Source organism: Microbacterium cucumeris (assembly GCF_058349845.2).
On the sequence record NZ_JBYRIZ020000005.1, the window covers coordinates 219,231 to 235,343 of the forward strand.

The following is a 16,113-nucleotide window of genomic DNA, read 5'->3' on the forward strand; positions in this document are numbered from 1 at the left end:
CCATGGCGGCCGAAACTGCGGAGGCGTTGGAGCGGAGGCGCGCGCGCAACAAGGCTTGGCGGGACGCGAATCCTGAGCGTACTCGGGCCTACCGCAAGGCCTATCGAGAGGAACATAAGGATCAGATTCGCGCCGCGCAAAAGGTATGGCGCGAGGAGCACAAGGAGGCACTGGCCGCGCGACGCAAGGCTCAGCGCGAAGCAGATCCCCACGCCGCGAGAGAACGAGACCGACTTGCGCGTGCACGTCGCCGAGGGCGTGAGTTGCGTATGCAGAAGGCCCGGGAGCACGCGCGAGAGTGGCGGATCCTGCATCCTGACGAAGCGAGCGAACGGAGCCGGCAGTTCCGTGCGGCGCATCCAGACAAGGTTCGTGAGTATCGGCGCCGATACCGCGAGCGACACCCTGAGAGGATGCGCGCGGACGCGATGCGCTACCGAGATACGCACGCTGAGCAAGTACGCGATCGGCAGAGGCGGGCGGCCGCGACGCGTCGAGAGCAGGACCCTGACGCCTACAAGCGCTGGTACGCAGAGAATCTCGAAGCGCAGCGAGCCCGCGGACGTGAAGCAGCTCGGCATCGGGCACGGCTGAAGCGCCAGGGGCTGCCGCCACGCCGACTGCACAAGCTCTACGCCGAGGAGCGGCGCAGCAACGAGCAAGCCGCTTCCGACTACTTCGCTCGCTTTCGAACCGACGAAGAGCGCGCGTTCATCGCCGCAGAGGTGGTTGATGGCTTCGCCCTGGACCTGCCTTCGCGTGTGGCGTCGCTACGTCGACGAATCATCAACGGCAAGCTGCCCGCGGCCGAATACGTGCGACGGGCGGATGAGTCGGGCGAGTATCGAGAGCGCGCCGTACAGATCCGGCACGAGGAACGCGCCGTGCGCCTGCGCAAGCTCCGTCAGCGTGACCTTGACGCCGAGAAGATTCGGCACGAACAGGAACTTGCGGAGGTGCGAGCTCGTCGACCGCGCCTATACGAGCACCATCGGGCACGGCGTGAGGCGGATCTCCGGGAAGAGATCCGGCTGGACTCGGTGGCGCGCGTCGTCCGAGGCCTCGCGCCGTACGACGCAGACGCTGAACTCGAGGAACGCCTCAAGGAAGAGATCGAGCCGGAGATGCGGGCTGAACTGGAAGCGGTAAAGCGGCGGACGTTGACCCGGGTTCAACGGGTGATGAACAAATACGGGGACCTGAGCGATCCGGCGGCGCCGCACCGTGTCAGCGGCGACCGAGCCGCGGGCCCCTCAATCGAGCAGTGACCCTGCGTAGTGGCATGATCGGGGCCATGGGAACGCTAGGGAAGCCACTGGGTATTTTCAGACTGGATGCGAGTGATCGGGCGGTCGGATCGTTCTTGAGGTATGAAGATGTCAAGAAGCTTCTTGAGGTCAACGATGCCGATCTCGACGCTCTCAAGTTCCGCACCGTTGAGGGTGAACGCGTGATCGACGAGAATCTCTTGCACCGAGCTTGGAATAAGGGAACGATTCCTAATGCGATTGCAGTGGGCACGCCGAAGCGAAGCCTGAACGAGCTTATTCTCGCGCAAGTGATCACTCGCGCCTTTCCATCCGCCATCGTGGAGTCACAATCGCTCGTTCCGACCAAGCGGCCGAAGCACATGGACCTGAAGGTGACGGTGCCTGGTGCTGCTCCGATCTACATCGAGTTCGAGGGGCCATATCATTTTGTGCCGTATCGTCCGGGGCGAAGCCTGCCCGACCCATTCAAGCGCAAGCATGAGGTAGAAGACTGCACAGGTCACGAAGTGATCAACTGGCCGTTCTGGATTCATGTTTGCGAGGCAAACGTTCGTGCGATCTTCGACGATTCGATTGCTGGCGTAGCCGCGGTCTGGAGTACCAACGTCTTCTTCGGCGATTTCTCGATCCCCGATGCGGCGTCGGTGATCGAACGCATGTCCGCGAGGTTCAACGCCGTTGGGGAAGCGGGCTACGGGTACATGTATGAAGCAGGGAATCAGCTTCGCGAGAAGCCTGCCCATCCGGTTCTGGCGAGGATCAGAAACGGAGTCGAGAGTGAAAGTCGGCTCTTGCCCATGGGGTACGCCGACAAGGCGCGATGGCTGCCGGCCGGGCTGATGGCGTAATGCGGTCGTGAGCTGAGGAGGCGCTATTGCAGGGGAGCGGACGGGAGTACGATGACTCCCGTCCGCTCATTCTGGTGATCAGCGGGACATCTCGGCGCCGGCGTACGAGGCCGGCTCCGCTACCGGCCCCGAAGCGTCTGCTGCGGGGCCGCTAGCTTTTGGGGCGCGCTGCACCGAGACATTGCTGAACTTCAGCGAGGCGCCGACGGTGTCGGCGATCACGTCGTGGGCTTCGCGGTTCTTGCCCGTCTCCTTGTCGACGTAGGTGCCGAACTGGAGATCGCCGACGACGATCGCAGAGTCACCCTTGTGGAGCGAATCGGTCACGTGCTTGGCCTGCTGGTTGAACACGACGACCCGGTGGAACACGGTGCCGACGTCCTCCCAGCGTCCGGTGTTCTCGTTGAGTCGTCGGTCGTTCACGGCCAGCGTGAAACGAGCGTAGTCCGTGCCGGACTCGCCACTTCCGTGCTCGGGGTCGGCCGTGAGGTTGCCCTCCAGCGTGACCGGGATCTTCGTTGTCATGATTCTGCTCTCTTTCTGTTGCGGACGCGGTGCGTCCTCATTCGGCATGGGCCTCGGTGACCCATGTACTCCATTCGTTTTCGTTCATCACCCCCTCCCACGTGCGATGACGGATCGGCTTGTGCCCGCTATTGCATCCCCCGCCGTACGCGCGCGACAGACGAGGCAGAGCAATGGCGAGGCGTTCGTGCCATCCGATCGGGCCGAATCCGGCATCCGTGCCATCGAACGCTGCGCGATGTGCCGTCTGTAGGGCTGACAGTTCCTCCACGAGCGCACCGTGTTGCCACCAACAGTTCGGTACCACGCTGATCGCGACGTTGTAGCGGATGGTGAACCATTCGACCCATTCGCGGAGTTCGGTCCAGCGCTCGCCGGCTTCGCCGGCGGACAGTGCGCGCCAGTTGGTGACGAATCCACCGATCGGCCCTGCCGCGCCGAAGCGGTCGTCGGGCGAGAAGCCGCTCAGCTGTTGGGCAAGCAGCGCGTCGACGTCAGCCTCGTGATCGGTCATGATCGCGCCCTCGCGTTCCGCATCTTCGCCTGAAGTGAGCTGAGCGCCTGCATCGACGCTTGACGCCGCGTACGGTGGGTAGCCAGCACCATGTCACGATCCACAAGCCGGTGCAGCAGGTCGTGGCAATAGGGATGCAGCGCGATGAGGTCCGTGTCGTCCTCCCAGGCCTGCCACTCTCCGCGAACAATGCTCACACCGCGATAGTCGAGATGATGTAGCTCGAGAGTTCGCTTCGTCCCCTCTCTGCCGCAGGCTGCGCACTGCACCTTGCCCTGCACCGTGCGCGCCGCGAACCAGCGCTCGCGGCGGGCAAACCAAGCAGGCGAACAGAGGAAACCCTGGCGATACAGGTTCTTCATCCCGGAACGTCGGCGATTGCTCATTCCTCGCTCACCGCCTCTACTGCCGATGGCTCGCTTGCAGGCGGCTCGAGGTCATCCCGACGAGGGGAGCCGAACACGCTCCGCTGCTCCTCCTCAACGCTGCGTTTGGCCTGCCGGATCGCGTTGACATCTCGGCGCTCATCCCAGCCGGCGAGATCCAGGAGGACGCCGCGACGGTTTCGGTAGGCCAACAAGCCGAGAGTCTGCGGCATCCTGCGGATTTCGTCCACCGACATCAACGGAAGGCGCTCGCGCCGCTCGTTGGTATGCCGCCCGACACGCTCCGTGTCCCACGAGTGCTCGGTCCGGCGGGCCTCCCTGGATCCCAGCAGGGCCTCCACATCGCGCAGGTGCGACACGTGAGAAGCTCCGCCCAACAGCAGCTTCGCGGTCGCCGCGGCCCAGATGGTGTCGGCCTCTGCACGTGACCAGGCGGTCTCTGCTTGCGACAGAGCTTGGAGGACGACGAACGTGCAGATTCCACGTCCACCGCCGTCCGCCATGACACGGGGGAGCGCATCCCAGCGGAACATGTTCGCGATCTCGTCGAGAATCAATCCGAGCGGATGCGAGAGCCGGGAGCCCGGGGAGGCGAGCGCCCGCGAACGTGCGACTTCGACGACGTCGTCGAGCAGCGCGCCGAGGAATCCGCCCATCGCGGCGGCGCCCGAGGCCGATCCGATCAGGTACAAAGTGTTTGCCGCATCCAGAAACTCGTGTGGATCAAAGACGCGGTCACCAAGGCGAGGCAGCAAAGCCTCCCGGATCTGCGGAACAGCGAGCGGGGCGACGGCCCCCTGCACGCCGAACCAGATGCTCGAGACCAACTTTTCATCGCCGCTGATCGTCGCCTCGAGATTGTCACCCCACCCCGGCGCGCCATCGGACCTGAGGACATCAACCGCGGTGCGCGCAAGCGCAGGGCTGGAACCCCAGTCATACACGTCCTCGATCGTCCGATCTCCCACGGCCGCGGCGTGGAGGAGCCTGCCCAGGACCACACCGGACGCTTGTGCCCACTCGCCATTCGTCGTCGACGCGCCGAGTGCCGTGCCCGTGATGATGGCGTTGCCGCGTTGCATCGCCACGAGCGGATCAGTACAACCCGCGAGCGGGCTCACACGCAACGGGTGACGCACTCCGGACAGGCCCTGCGGATCAAAGACATGCGTGTCACCGCGTTCCTGACGCAGCCGCATCGTCGCCGTGAGATTGTCATTCGTCGTCGATGTCGTGATGAGCGGACCGGACCAATCCAGGATCGCCGAGATCAGGACCCGGTAACCCTTGCCCGAACGCGGCGGGCCTTCGAGCGCCACAGAGTCCTCGATCGACACGAACACGTCGCGACCATGCGAGCGGCCGACCCTCCACCCCACGTCGGTCGGCTCCGGACGGGCCAGGTCAGGGCGCAGGACGCCTGCTCGCTTCAGGACGGCGCGTGCTGAGAGGTGCTGACGAACCTCAGATGCCGGGGCGAATCCGACCCTGGACCGCAGGTCAGAGATGAATGCGCGATCCGACTCACGGTAGCGGCGGTACAGCAGCACCGCGAGGATTCCGAGCGCGACAGCCATGCCCAGGACGACGACGTCTGCGAGTCGAACCTGCCAAGCAGGGAACGCGCAGGGGCCCTCCAACGCGAATGCGCCGGCGTCGCCGGTCAGGGCGAACATCAGGCCGGAGAAGATGCTGTCTGCCGCGGGGCGCTCGCCGCAGATGAGTTTCGTCACGACATCCGCAATGAAGGAGAACGCGAGCGTCAGCACGAAACCAGCAGCGATGGCCACCGCGAGTGTCCGACCCAGCCAGCTGTTCATGACCGCCTCACTCCAATCCGATCGCGGCAGCGGCGGAAACGCGAATCCAGGCGTCACGGGTCCGCCGATTCAAAGCATCGAAGCGGAGCGCGCCGCTCTTCAACGCACGGTCGAAAGGGATCGTCTCGACGGCGCGAACCTGATCCGCGAACCCCGCGGCGATCTCGCTGGATGCGCCCCGATCACCGGGTTCAGGTTGGGTCACGACAATGACAGCATTCGCGGCGAGAGACGCGCAATGGTCGTCCCTCTCACGCAGTGCCTCGAGCAGCAGCGCAGCCGATTCAGCTGACTCCGCCGACGGCAGAGTCGGGACGACCAGCTGATGCGCCCCATCGATCATCCGTAGCCACCGTTCGGCGGACTCGTCGTTCCCCGAGTCGAACACGATCAGGCGGTAGTAGTGCGCCGCGACCCTCATGAGTCGATCGAACTCGTCTGCCGTGATCCGTTGATCCGTCGCCAGCAGCTCTGGATTGGACCGCAGCACGTCGTAGTGATCGGCCGACTGGTGATGCACGAATCGTGCGATGTCGGAGATCGCGGCGGTGACGGAGAGCAGTTCCGCAGAGGCAGGGAGGAGGTCGCGGACCGTTGTGTCGTACAGGCCCTGCTCTGTGCGCCATCCAAGCGTGCCGCGGGTGTCGTTGTTGTCCCATGCCAGCACATTGCCGCCGCCGAAACGCCCGAACACGGCCGCGAGCATCGCCGAACTCATCGTCTTACCGACCCCGCCCTTACCGTTCGCTACGGCGATGTTGCGGTGTCCGGCCCAGTGCTGAGAAACGAGGGATTCGCAGGTGCGTTGATGCTGCTCGTACGCGTTTTCACGTACGTGCATCCACGTACGTAGTGACCACATCGCCCGGCGCCCAGTCGTCGGCGCATCTGACTCCGCAGGGGCGATAAAGGATCGCCGCGTCGGCGGCACCTCTTTGTCCGGTTGCGATACCGATGGTTCGCTGGCAACCTCGACTGCCGATATCTGACCGTCGACTCCGACGAGAAGATGATGATTGCCGCGGTCTCCGGATGTGACGAGCTCCAGAGGTGCGCCGGCGCGCTTGGCCTCGGTCGCTGCGCGTTTGATCACCACGTGCCGGATGTCCTCATCCGGACCGGTTGAGATCGTTTCGCTGGCGCCGTCGAGAGTGACGAAGGTGGCGTGCGGGCCAGTCACGGTGGCGTATGTACGGGGATGAGCATCGGCGGTCATGTCCACTCCTTGTCCGCGCTGAGCCACCCGTCGACGGTGGTGTCGTCGGATGGCCAGAAGGTTTCGAACTCCGGGGTATCGAGGTGGTCGATCTCTGCTTCGTAGCGGCTGGGAGTATCCATCGCCTCGTCGGTCTTGAACAGTTCGTACTCCCACTGGGTGGAGGTCGAGAACGCGTCCACGAGGTAGGAGTACTGCCCGACGTATGCGAGAAATTCGCCCTTGCGAAGTCGGCGCGCCATGTCGGCATGGGCGGGCGGTATGCCGAGGCGTTGCCGGATGCTTGAGGTTTCCTGCTGGTTGATCCGGAAGATGAACTTGTTCTCGATATCGCCGGCAATGGAGTAGGCCAGATTGCGTTCCCGCGAATCAGCGTCGCCGACGGCGTCCAGGTCACCCATCTTGTGAAGGATGACGATGTTGCTGATTCCGTAGTGGCGGGACAGCTTCAACCACTGCTGATACATCTGCAAGGACGAGAGCGATGTCATATCGCGCCATCCTTCTTCCCGGATCACGTACCGGGTTCGGTGCGCACTGCGGTCCGAGATGACGGCCTGGTTCCACGCGGTCGTACATATCTGGGAAAGCTGGGCGACGAGGTCACCGCGTGCGAACAGCTCGGACGTGTCGACGACGACGATCGGGGCGGACTCGTCGAAGCCGACCGTAGATTCGTCCTCGAAGAGCCCCGACAGATCACCGGACACGAACCGCCGCAGGACGTAGCTTGGCTGCACGGCGCCCTCTGCGATGTGACGGTCGCGCGCCTCCCCAGTCAGGCGGGTGAGCTGATCGTGCACTCCACGGAGAGTCGGGCTATCCGCAGTGACGTCGATACACCGATTGAGCGCTTCGAGGATTGCAGCGTGTTCGACAGCAGTGAGTCTGGTGCCGGGGAGTGCCGCTTCGACGAGAGACGTCAGAACAGTAATGCGCCGCTGCTTCACCATCTGCTCGTGCTGCTGGTCGGTGGTGCCTGTCCGGCGTGGGCCGCGGTCGAGCGGGTTCAATCGTGTGTCCCGGGCGCCGCTCAGATGGATGACGTTACCACCGGGGATCGCCTCGGCGACCGCTACCCACTCGCCTTTGGGATCCGAGGGGACGACAGCCTGATGCCCGAATGCGAGAGAACGGGTCACGAGGGTTTTGATAACGGCGCTCTTGCCCGCGCGGTACGCACCGAGGACGAGCACGTTGGTGGAGAACGACCCTCGCGCGCTGTCGTCCGCGTAGGTGTCCCAGGGGGAGAAATGCCACAGCGCGTCCGCGTTCAGATCCACGCCGATGATCGGTCCGCGGTGACCGAGACCGGCATCGGCGACGAAGGGGTAGATGCCGGCAAGGTGTTGGGATGTCGCCTGATGCGGTGGCACGTTCAGGGAGGCGAGATTCCAATAGCCGTTCTGGGTGAGTCCCGGACCGAACGGTCCCCGAACCGCGGCCTCCGGCAGGCCTCTCTCCCGCCGGGATGTACCGCCAGTTCGATCCTCGCGGGTTGCGCGCTCATACTCGCGGCGCAGAGAGCGTCGGCCGGACCTGTTGAGGTCCGCGGGTTCGAACGAGAGGCCGTGTCGGGTCATCACTTCATCCCCAAGCCGATGGGCAGAGCATTCACGAGGAGGGCCTCGGCCTGTTGGCAGTAGAGGATCTGCGCTTCCATCTCTGCCTGAGCCAGCGCGTTGCGCATACCGGCGATGGCCTGGTCTAGACGCTCTTCGTCCGGGGCCGAAACCGTGAGGTATCCGCCGTAGCGGAACTCGCCGTGGCCAGCCACCAGATCCTGTTCCTCCTCTTCGAGGGCGAGCCAGTCTGCGTCGTCCGCGGCGCTGCCATCGGTGCCGCGCTTCGCCCGCAGCTTCTCGTTCCCGCGCCAGACCTTCTTCTCGTCGCGAACGCGCTTGAACGCCTGCTTCAAGGGCACGGGGGTCAAGACCAGGGAAAGGATGTGGGTCACCGCTTCTCCGGTGTGCGGATGCCGTGCGAAGACGAGCGGGGAGACGAACCCGACCGGAGCATCGGCACGCGGCCATTCGTGGATCCACATCGTGGTGTGCACACCGGAGTCTGTGCGCACGAGATGGTTGGACCCTTTTGGCTCCTCGAGGTACATCGGCCCGATCGCGACTGGATCAACGCCGGCATGCTCCTCGCTGCGGTTCTGTACATTGGACGCGAACTCCGGGTCGAAGGTCACTCTGGTGAGCGCGGCGACATCGCGGGGCGTGAGCCACTGGCGCACCGCGATCTTGGCGTTGGCCAGCGCGTCTGCCAACGTGCGGGTTTCAATGAGCGCGAGCGCCTGGGTGCCTTCCTTGCCTCCCCCGAGTGCTTTGACCTGTGGTCCGAGGGCGACCAGGTCGAGCGTGAAGGTCAGGTAATTGCGGTGCGCAACGGCGAAGCGCTCCGAGTCGTCGATCACCTGCTCGTAGTTCGCGGCAATGGGCGAGCGGCGATCGAGTTCACGATCCCGAATGACGGCTTCGTAGCGGTCACGAGCGCTGCGGATCGTCGTCGGCAAGGTGCGCTCCTGCAGAGTGACCCGCTTGATGCCCGGTCGCTGCGTGAAGGATGCGAGCACGCGTGACCATTGCTGCGCGAGGTCGCTGCGCTCACCAGCGTCTTGCATCAAGAAGCCCTGCACCTCGAGCTCTGCGGTTACGGAGACCGTGCGTCCTCGGGGGTCGTACACGCACGCGATCTGGTCGACCTCCCACAGTTGCACCGACGCTCGGATGCCGGGGAGATTAAGCGTTCCGAGAACTGTTGTCTGCTCCGGTCGGAACTTCTGCGTCGTTGCGCCCGTCGCATGACGGACCTGCTTCGACAGCCAGAGACCGATCATCTTCGGCGCGGAGAGACCATGAACCGTGATGACCGCAGAGATCCCGAGCAGGAGGTACAGAGGTGCCCCGTACAGCAGCCCCACGGGACCGAACCGATTGGTGAACACCAAGACGATGACGGCGGCAACTGCAACATGGGCCAGTTGCCAGCCGTCCATGCCGAGTACGATGCCCTGGCGGGATCGGCCGGGGAGACGTACCGGCCGCTCTTCGCTCGAGGACGCGGTCATGAGGGTGTCCTTTCAGGACGTGTGGGGGTAGACGCTGCGGGCTTCTCGACGCGTGTGGTCGCGGGAACAGTCTTTGGTGATGCTGACGCACTTGCCGTGCTGGAAGCGGGCCGTGTGGCACCCGCAGGCTGGGCTGCGCCGGCGCGCGTAGTTCCCGTCGTCGATGCACGGGTGCCGCGAGCCGAGCTCGGGACGCCGGCCGGATGCGCACCGAGCCGAGACGGCATCCTGGATATCGAGCGTGCCGTGTTGGACACGCCACGGGCAGCGCCGCTGCCGACACGAGAGCCGACGGCATCGACCGCGGCGCCGCCGATGAAGCTGAACAGGCTGAAAACGGCGAACGGGGCGAACGCAGCAAGAACGAGGCCGAAGAGCAACGGCCATGCCTGTGGGTCCCAGATCGTCTCAACATCTGCGAGGCCATCGATGATGAGCGTCAGGAAGGCGATCGTGAGGGGACCGGCCAAGAGGAGCGAGACAAGGGCGGACACGTAGCGCACGACCCACTGCGGGCCGACCGATCGGACGGGGAACAGCATCCACGCGATCGGCCCGACGGTGATCAGGGCTGCCAGTGCGATGTTTCGGAACGCGAACGCGACGAGGAGGAGCAACATCGACAGGAGGAGTAGCCCATGGATGAGGAAGCCGAAGAAGTAGTTCGCCTGGCCGCCCGCCCACATGACCTTCTGCAGGTTTTGGAACAGGGCGATCGGCCCGTCGCCACTGACGAGATACCAGGTGAGCTCGTCGAGAGCGTTGAGCAGATGTCCGATCGCCCAGAGTGTGATCGGAACAGCCGGCACAGCGATGAAGGTCCGGACGATGGCGCCGACGAGTTCCGCTCGATCGCCGGATACGACGGCTGCGGCGATGGCCCACACCATGGCGCCGAACAGTACCGCGAGCACGGCCCACTGCCAGAAGGACCATTCGTCGACGGCCGCCGTCCACAGCACGGTGGATGTGTCGAAGCTGATGTTGGAGACGACGAGGAGCACTGCTGCGGTCGTTGCCATCGCCATACCTCGGCCCGCGTTCTCGAAGGTGACGCAGACGAGGTCACCGACGCTGCAGCCGAACTTCACAACCAAGCTCTTGCCACCGGCGGCTTTCAACGCGGAGACGTGGCCCTCGTACGTTGTGCACACGGTCTGTCCACGGCCTTCCATGAGCACGCCGATGAAGCACTGCTGCTCCCGCACGTCACTGCTTGCGGCGGGTGTGCAGCTGACTTGACCTGAGTTGTGCACGCAGATGACCGGGTACGCGGGTGATGACCACGACTGTCCCGTGACGGGCATGAGTGGTTTCGCTGGCGCGTGATCGGCGGTCGAGTAGGGCGCCCGGACAGAGGCCGCCGTCGCGGGAACGACCGCACACAGCGTTGCCAGGAGTCCGAGAAGGACTCCGGCGATGCTTGAGCGGAAGCTGAACATCAGAAGCCGAAGTCGAAGTTCACGAACCAAGCGAAGAGCCCGCTGGCCGCGCCCAGCACGGCTGCGGCGATGAAGATCCAGAGGATGTTTTCCCCGGCCCAGGTGCGCACGCGATCAGATGCGAGGCCTCTGAAGCCCAAAGCTGCGCCAGCGATGATGAGCATGATGAACACGACGATCATCGCGCCAGCGAGGACGTACGAGGCGACGACCTGCAACCCGTCGAAGAACGGTGCGGAGAAGTCCGGATTGATGTCGGGGATCTCGACATCGCTGGGTGTGGTCATGGTGCGCTCGCTTTCGTGGGGACTACTTCAGGGGAAGGCCCAAGCCGTTCATGAACGGTTCGGGATCGACGGCACGGCCGTCCTGACGGAGTTCGTAGTGAAGGTGGCAGCCGTGTGAGCGGCCGGTGTTGCCCTCGGCGCCCAGGGGGGTGCCGGCCACAACGGCGTCGCCCACGCTGACGCGAAGCGAGTTCCATTGCATGTGCCCGTAGAGCGTGACGAGGCCGCTGCCGTGATCGATGCGTACGGTATTGCCCCACCCGTAGTGAGACCCAGCCGTGATGACGGTTCCGGGACCGGCCGCATAGATCGTGCTGCCGCATGCCTGGGCCATGTCGTAACCCTTGTGGTTCGTTGAGCAGTAGCCGCAGCCGCTGACGGGGTTGTACCCAAACCCGCGGCCCTTGTAGTAGTCGCCAGCCAGCGGGTATCCCCAATCCCCGTTGGCGACGGGCGCGCCTGGTTCCACCGGCTGTGTTTCTGCGGGAGGTGTCGATCCTGTGGCCGCGAGGGCGACGACGGCCAGCGGCGAAAGTGCGATGAGCATGCACATCGCACCGAGGGAGAGGAAGGCGACCACGATCCGACGCGCGTTTCTCGAACGGGCGAGAGACGAAGCGACGACCAGCGGCGCACCCATGTCAGGGCTCCATGGGCTCCGAGAAGTAGCGGATGATCTTGCAGTCGCCTGCCCGCTGAGCGCTGTCTGGCGTGGGCACGGAACCTTCGCCGCACAAGACCTGAACACTCACTCGGACGGTCTCGTCATACGTGACCTCGTTGCCCGAGCCGTCGATGCTGGTGAAGGTGAGCGTCACTTCCGTCGTCCCGATCCGCATCGTTCCGGTGGGGTTCTCGGGGACGTCAACGTAGTCGATCTCGTCGTTCGCGGATGCCGAGACCCGGCCGTCCTCTTGAGCGAGGGCATCCCAGTCCGATGCGGGAAGGACGACGCTCTGGCGTAGTTCTAGCTGGGCAGCGGCCATGGCATCTTGCTGCTCAGCGGGGGAGGAGTACCGGATGTCCGGGGTGAACCACGTGTCGAGGAATGTGAGCCAGTCCTCGCGGGTGCTGAGCTGGGTGTCGAACGTCGAGGCGGCTTCCAGAGCGCGGCGGATGTAGAGCTCGGGCTCTATGGTGATGGGCTCCGGTGTCCAGCCGACTTCGGCGACGGATTCGTCTACTGTGTCCTCGGTATCCGGGGGGTTGGTCGGTGACGGCTCATGGGTGCCGTTGCTTGTGCTGGGTGCGGTCGTGGCGGGGGTCTGTTCCGGCGAGTTCATGAACGGAATCGCGAACAGTGCGACGAGACCCGCGAGAAGGATTGCGCCGCCGAGGAGCGCCCACAGCAAGCTCCGCCGCCGATTCCGTTCTCTGGCCACGATGGTCAGCCCCCCTGATGTGCCAGGACGGCGACGATGCGCTGGCTACACTGGACCGGCGATCGCCGCAGTGACGGACTGAACCATACTCCCGTTCGCTCACAGAAATCTAGGGGCATCGCGAGCATGGGGCCCGTGGATGCCGGTTGATCTGACTGCCTTGTCGCGATCATGACCTGAACGGTACACCCGTTCACTTCGAAAGTAAACGGGTAATTCGTTTAGTTTGCTCTGGTGTGTGGATGCCGCGGGCGAGACAATAGATCCATGCCCAAGTACGCGCGTCCCGTCGATGGCGAAGGAGCCGAGGGGCCGCTTGCTGTCTTGGGAAACATGGTGAAGGCTGGCATCATCCGACAGGTGCGACGCACCCCGAATGTGGGACGGAAAGCTATCGCCGACGCCCTGGAAGTCGCTCCGACGACGATCGTGCCGTACCTCGGTGAGCTTGAGGCGGCGGGGCTGCTGATCGCCACGCCGCCGAAGGCAGAGCGCAAGCGGGGGGAGTGGGTCGTGTATCGAGTCAACGACGAGGTCGTGACCGAGCTTTACCTGCGTCTGGGGCAGGAGATCGGGGAGATCTAAACTCCCGCGAGTTGCGGCGCGGCTTGCGATGGCGACCCGGATGGGTGATTGGTGCTCAGCGTGCGGCACTGCGCGAATCGGTGCCGCCTCGCGCCACTGGAGTACAAGCGGAGGGCGGCCGCCGAACCCTGCGTGCCGCCCTCCGGGAATCACTTCTGGCGCTACCCGAGGATGACTTCCATTTCCGCGAAGAACTGCTCGACGGCCTCGTCAACCGTAACGGTCCCAAAGTTGAGCTCCTGCCCGAGAGCGCGGAACTTCTCGAACAGCGATCCGTACCCGACAACCGGGATGGGCGGCGCGTCGCCGATGCGATCCGCCACTGATTCCTGATGGTCGATAATCTGTTGCTCGATCTCAGTGAAATCCGCACCCTCCAGTGCGCTCTCAGAGGCAGGAACTCCGCGATTCAAGCCGAACACCTGACCCGTGATCGGGGCGTTCACCAGAAACTCGATCAGCGCAGCTGACGCTGCGGGGGCATCCGTGCTTGCCGATGCTGACAGCAGCATGCCGGGAGCCTGGTAGAGGTCCTTTGCACCTTCCACCGTCACCGGTGGAGCCTGCATGCGGATCTCTTCGATTCCCAGATTGGCAATGTACCCGGGGCCCAAGTTGTCCCATGCTAACTCGGCCGCCTGAAGCGCGGAATCAAAGCCGCCCTTCGGCAGCACTTCTTCGAGACGTTGTTGAGGGACGAGCACGTCGCCTCTCAAATCCGCCACGCCGCCCCAGAAGGCTGCGAGGTCCTCCCTGGTGAAGTTCGGACTACCTGTCTCATCGAAGAGATCTTTGCCCTGTGCGCGTTGCTGAATCTCAAAGTTTTGCATCCACGCCGTGTAGTCATTGGATCCCCACACGTCGAGCCCCTGCCGGTCAGCCGCGTCAGCGATCTCGGACAGCCAGCCGTTGTACTCATCCCAAGATCCTCCGTCCTCGAAAGGTTCGATCTCGAGCTCGCCCAAGATCTCTGGATTCGTCCACAGTGACCAGCTGTTCATGGACACGGGGATGCCAAGAATCTGCTCGTCCAGCTCGCCAGAAGCGAGGAGTGTCGCCGGCAGCTGTTCGGTGTTGATCACCTCGCCAACATATGGGCTCAGATCGAGCAGCAGGCCGTTCTGTGCGTATTGTCGAATGTACCGGTCGCTGAACTGCATGACGTCTGGCAACCCACCTCCAGCCGCCTCCGTCTGTCGCTTCTCCCAGTACTCAGCGAAGCTCATGAAGGAAGAACGCACAGTGATGTTCGGATTCTGCGCCTCGAATTCCTCGATGACCTCCTCGTACATCTCGGCCCGGACATCATTCCCCCAATAGGCGAAATCGATGGTCGCCTTGAACCGTCCCAGGTTTGATGCCGCTTCCTTTTGAGTTGAAAGGATGGCGTCATGCCGAAGAAGATTGATCCCGCGCTCCGAGAGCGGGCCGTCAGGCTCGTGCTCGAGCATCGGGCCGAGTATCCCTCAACCGCGAAGGCGATCGCGGCTGTCGCCCGTCAGGAAGGGGTCGGCGCAGAATCGCTCCGACGATGGGTCGTGCAAGCCGATATCGACGCCGGTGTCCGAGATGGGCAGACCAGCGAGGAGGCAGCGGAGATCAAGCGCCTCAAGGCAGAGAACCGTCGGCTGCGTGAGGATGTCGCGATTCTGAAAGCTGCGACGACTTTCTTCGCGGGGGAACTCGACCCCCGCAACCGCTGATGATGGGCTTCATCGATCAGATGAGAGCTGAGGGGCATGCAGTCGAGTCGATCGTCCGCGTCTTGCGAGAGCAGGGCGTGAAGATTGCTGCGCGCACCTACCGGGTCTGGCGCAGGCCTCGCATCGCGGTGCGGACGATCTCCGACGCGATGGTCGTCGACGCCGTTCGCGCGGCGGCGTGGACCACCGAGCTGCGCGCCGACGGGACGACGTGTCGGAGAATGACTCCCGAGGGGCTGTATGGGCGGAAGAAGATGACCGCGCTGATCCGCCGCACACGTATCGCGGATGCGTCGCGTGGCGCTGTCGACCGGGCGATGAGGACGCTCGGGCTGTCGGGTATCACGCGCGCGAAGGGCATCAGGACGACGATCCCGGGCAAGGACGGTCACCGTGCCGGTGACCTCTTGAACCGGGACTTCACCGCCCCGCGGCCAGATCACACCTGGGTGATGGACTTCACGTATGTCCGTTCTTGGGCGGGCTGGGTGTATGTCGCGTTCATCCTCGATGTGTACTCACAGCGCATCGTGGCCTGGCACGCGCAGACCACGAAACACGTCGACCTGGTGATGATCCCGCTGCGCATCGCGCTGTGGGAACGCGACAGGCAAGGCCACCCTGTCGGGCCGAACCGGCTCCGGGCGCACTCGGATGCGGGCAGCCAGTACACGTCGTTGGTGTGGACCGAGAAGCTCGCCCTCGACGGCATCGCCCCCTCGATCGGGTCCATCGGCGACGCATACGACAACGCGCTCATGGAGACGATCAACGGGATCTACAAAGCCGAATGCGTACGCACGACGATCTTCCACGAAGGCCCGTACAAGACCATCGCCGACGTCGAGTTCGCGACCGCCGGCTGGGTCGACTGGTACAACCACCGCAGGCTCCACGGTAGCCTCGGAATGGTCAGCCCTGACGAGTTCGAGGCAGCCTACTACGCGGCCCTCAAACCAGAGCCGCTCCCCGCATAGGAGCGGCCGAGAACCTGGGACGGTTCAATGTCCTGAGACACCCGTTCACGATGTCCTGAAACCAGACACCACCGTCACCGC

16 protein-coding genes are annotated in these 16,113 nt (G+C 64.1%); 4 read left to right on the plus strand and 12 right to left on the minus strand.

Features of this window, described 5'->3' with window-relative positions; translation table 11 throughout:
* The first annotated feature begins 2 nt into the window (after positions 1 to 2).
* Together AC3RXZ_RS14620 and AC3RXZ_RS14625 are read left to right on the plus strand one after the other, a co-directional pair.
* Positions 3 to 1,268, plus strand: coding sequence for a coiled-coil domain-containing protein (locus tag AC3RXZ_RS14620; protein WP_491494487.1), 1,266 nt, complete (start codon positions 3 to 5; stop codon positions 1,266 to 1,268).
* Positions 1,269 to 1,282: 14 nt separating this feature from the next.
* Positions 1,283 to 2,119, plus strand: a complete 837-nt coding sequence (locus tag AC3RXZ_RS14625; RefSeq protein ID WP_491494488.1) for a hypothetical protein — start codon at positions 1,283 to 1,285, stop codon at positions 2,117 to 2,119.
* A 78-nt stretch (positions 2,120 to 2,197) separates the two neighbouring features.
* On the opposite strand, the gene AC3RXZ_RS14630 is transcribed toward AC3RXZ_RS14625, so the two are convergent.
* The 11 genes from AC3RXZ_RS14630 to AC3RXZ_RS14680 all read right to left on the minus strand — a co-directional run bounded on the left by AC3RXZ_RS14630 (position 2,198) and on the right by AC3RXZ_RS14680 (position 12,668).
* Positions 2,198 to 2,644 (minus strand): single-stranded DNA-binding protein, encoded by a 447-nt coding sequence (locus AC3RXZ_RS14630; RefSeq protein WP_491494489.1) that lies wholly within the window; start codon positions 2,642 to 2,644, stop codon positions 2,198 to 2,200.
* A gap of 37 nt (positions 2,645 to 2,681) precedes the next feature.
* A complete protein-coding gene (locus AC3RXZ_RS14635; protein ID WP_491494490.1) occupies positions 2,682 to 3,158 on the minus strand; it encodes a hypothetical protein in 477 nt (158 codons plus the stop codon).
* On the minus strand, positions 3,155 to 3,520 hold the full coding sequence (locus AC3RXZ_RS14640; protein ID WP_491494491.1) for a hypothetical protein: 366 nt from the start codon (positions 3,518 to 3,520) through the stop codon (positions 3,155 to 3,157). Before AC3RXZ_RS14640 ends, AC3RXZ_RS14635 begins: the two co-directional genes overlap by 4 nt.
* Before the next feature lie 20 nt (positions 3,521 to 3,540).
* Complete coding sequence (locus AC3RXZ_RS14645; RefSeq protein ID WP_491494492.1) at positions 3,541 to 5,364, minus strand: type IV secretory system conjugative DNA transfer family protein; 1,824 nt, start codon at positions 5,362 to 5,364, stop codon at positions 3,541 to 3,543.
* Between the two features lie 7 nt (positions 5,365 to 5,371).
* On the minus strand, positions 5,372 to 6,580 hold the full coding sequence (locus tag AC3RXZ_RS14650; RefSeq protein WP_491494493.1) for a MinD/ParA family ATP-binding protein: 1,209 nt from the start codon (positions 6,578 to 6,580) through the stop codon (positions 5,372 to 5,374).
* The gene (locus AC3RXZ_RS14655) at positions 6,577 to 8,163 is read right to left on the minus strand and encodes a putative type IV secretion/conjugal transfer ATPase (RefSeq protein WP_491494494.1); all 1,587 of its coding nucleotides are present in this window, start codon (positions 8,161 to 8,163) and stop codon (positions 6,577 to 6,579) included. The genes AC3RXZ_RS14650 and AC3RXZ_RS14655 overlap by 4 nt, the downstream gene beginning before the upstream one ends.
* Positions 8,163 to 9,656, minus strand: coding sequence for an SCO6880 family protein (locus AC3RXZ_RS14660; protein ID WP_491494495.1), 1,494 nt, complete (start codon positions 9,654 to 9,656; stop codon positions 8,163 to 8,165). The genes AC3RXZ_RS14655 and AC3RXZ_RS14660 overlap by 1 nt, the downstream gene beginning before the upstream one ends.
* The gene (locus AC3RXZ_RS14665; protein ID WP_491494496.1) at positions 9,653 to 10,864 is read right to left on the minus strand and encodes an LTA synthase family protein; all 1,212 of its coding nucleotides are present in this window, start codon (positions 10,862 to 10,864) and stop codon (positions 9,653 to 9,655) included. Before AC3RXZ_RS14665 ends, AC3RXZ_RS14660 begins: the two co-directional genes overlap by 4 nt.
* A 233-nt stretch (positions 10,865 to 11,097) precedes the next feature.
* Complete coding sequence (locus tag AC3RXZ_RS14670; protein ID WP_491494497.1) at positions 11,098 to 11,385, minus strand: hypothetical protein; 288 nt, start codon at positions 11,383 to 11,385, stop codon at positions 11,098 to 11,100.
* A 22-nt stretch (positions 11,386 to 11,407) separates the two neighbouring features.
* Positions 11,408 to 12,025 carry a M23 family metallopeptidase gene (locus AC3RXZ_RS14675; RefSeq protein ID WP_491494498.1) on the minus strand — a complete coding sequence of 206 codons (618 nt, stop codon included), beginning with the start codon at positions 12,023 to 12,025 and terminating at the stop codon, positions 11,408 to 11,410.
* A gap of 1 nt (position 12,026) precedes the next feature.
* Positions 12,027 to 12,668, minus strand: coding sequence for a hypothetical protein (locus AC3RXZ_RS14680; RefSeq protein WP_491494499.1), 642 nt, complete (start codon positions 12,666 to 12,668; stop codon positions 12,027 to 12,029).
* Between the two features lie 366 nt (positions 12,669 to 13,034).
* Between AC3RXZ_RS14680 and AC3RXZ_RS14685 the strand changes: the two genes are divergently transcribed.
* On the plus strand, positions 13,035 to 13,352 hold the full coding sequence (locus AC3RXZ_RS14685) for an ArsR/SmtB family transcription factor (RefSeq protein WP_491494500.1): 318 nt from the start codon (positions 13,035 to 13,037) through the stop codon (positions 13,350 to 13,352).
* A gap of 161 nt (positions 13,353 to 13,513) precedes the next feature.
* Here the strand turns inward: AC3RXZ_RS14685 and AC3RXZ_RS14690 are convergent, their stop codons facing one another.
* The gene (locus AC3RXZ_RS14690) at positions 13,514 to 14,803 is read right to left on the minus strand and encodes an ABC transporter substrate-binding protein (RefSeq protein WP_491494501.1); all 1,290 of its coding nucleotides are present in this window, start codon (positions 14,801 to 14,803) and stop codon (positions 13,514 to 13,516) included.
* Between AC3RXZ_RS14690 and AC3RXZ_RS14695 the strand changes: the two genes are divergently transcribed.
* Positions 14,744 to 16,032 (plus strand): IS3 family transposase gene (locus AC3RXZ_RS14695; protein WP_491494502.1). Its coding sequence is split into 2 segments (ribosomal slippage): positions 14,744 to 15,017 and positions 15,017 to 16,032, totalling 1,290 coding nucleotides; the frame shifts between segments, so codons are not numbered across the junction. The genes AC3RXZ_RS14690 and AC3RXZ_RS14695 overlap by 60 nt on opposite strands.
* Positions 16,033 to 16,113: the final 81 nt, after the last annotated feature.

What these genes read in the sequence shown, in the direction of transcription:
- AC3RXZ_RS14645 (WP_491494492.1), bottom strand. Translation starts at nt 5,364, where the DNA reads ATGAACAGCTGGCTGGGTCGGACACTCGCGGTGGCCATCGCTGCTGGT.
- AC3RXZ_RS14620 (WP_491494487.1), top strand. Translation starts at nt 3, where the DNA reads ATGGCGGCCGAAACTGCGGAGGCGTTGGAGCGGAGGCGCGCGCGCAAC.
- AC3RXZ_RS14630 (WP_491494489.1), bottom strand. Translation starts at nt 2,644, where the DNA reads ATGACAACGAAGATCCCGGTCACGCTGGAGGGCAACCTCACGGCCGAC.
- AC3RXZ_RS14625 (WP_491494488.1), top strand. Translation starts at nt 1,283, where the DNA reads ATGATCGGGGCCATGGGAACGCTAGGGAAGCCACTGGGTATTTTCAGA.
- AC3RXZ_RS14685 (WP_491494500.1), top strand. Translation starts at nt 13,035, where the DNA reads ATGCCCAAGTACGCGCGTCCCGTCGATGGCGAAGGAGCCGAGGGGCCG.
- AC3RXZ_RS14680 (WP_491494499.1), bottom strand. Translation starts at nt 12,668, where the DNA reads ATGAACTCGCCGGAACAGACCCCCGCCACGACCGCACCCAGCACAAGC.
- AC3RXZ_RS14690 (WP_491494501.1), bottom strand. Translation starts at nt 14,803, where the DNA reads ATGCTCGAGCACGAGCCTGACGGCCCGCTCTCGGAGCGCGGGATCAAT.
- AC3RXZ_RS14635 (WP_491494490.1), bottom strand. Translation starts at nt 3,158, where the DNA reads ATGACCGATCACGAGGCTGACGTCGACGCGCTGCTTGCCCAACAGCTG.
- AC3RXZ_RS14660 (WP_491494495.1), bottom strand. Translation starts at nt 9,656, where the DNA reads ATGACCGCGTCCTCGAGCGAAGAGCGGCCGGTACGTCTCCCCGGCCGA.
- AC3RXZ_RS14675 (WP_491494498.1), bottom strand. Translation starts at nt 12,025, where the DNA reads ATGGGTGCGCCGCTGGTCGTCGCTTCGTCTCTCGCCCGTTCGAGAAAC.
- AC3RXZ_RS14650 (WP_491494493.1), bottom strand. Translation starts at nt 6,580, where the DNA reads ATGACCGCCGATGCTCATCCCCGTACATACGCCACCGTGACTGGCCCG.
- AC3RXZ_RS14640 (WP_491494491.1), bottom strand. Translation starts at nt 3,520, where the DNA reads ATGAAGAACCTGTATCGCCAGGGTTTCCTCTGTTCGCCTGCTTGGTTT.
- AC3RXZ_RS14670 (WP_491494497.1), bottom strand. Translation starts at nt 11,385, where the DNA reads ATGACCACACCCAGCGATGTCGAGATCCCCGACATCAATCCGGACTTC.
- AC3RXZ_RS14655 (WP_491494494.1), bottom strand. Translation starts at nt 8,163, where the DNA reads ATGACCCGACACGGCCTCTCGTTCGAACCCGCGGACCTCAACAGGTCC.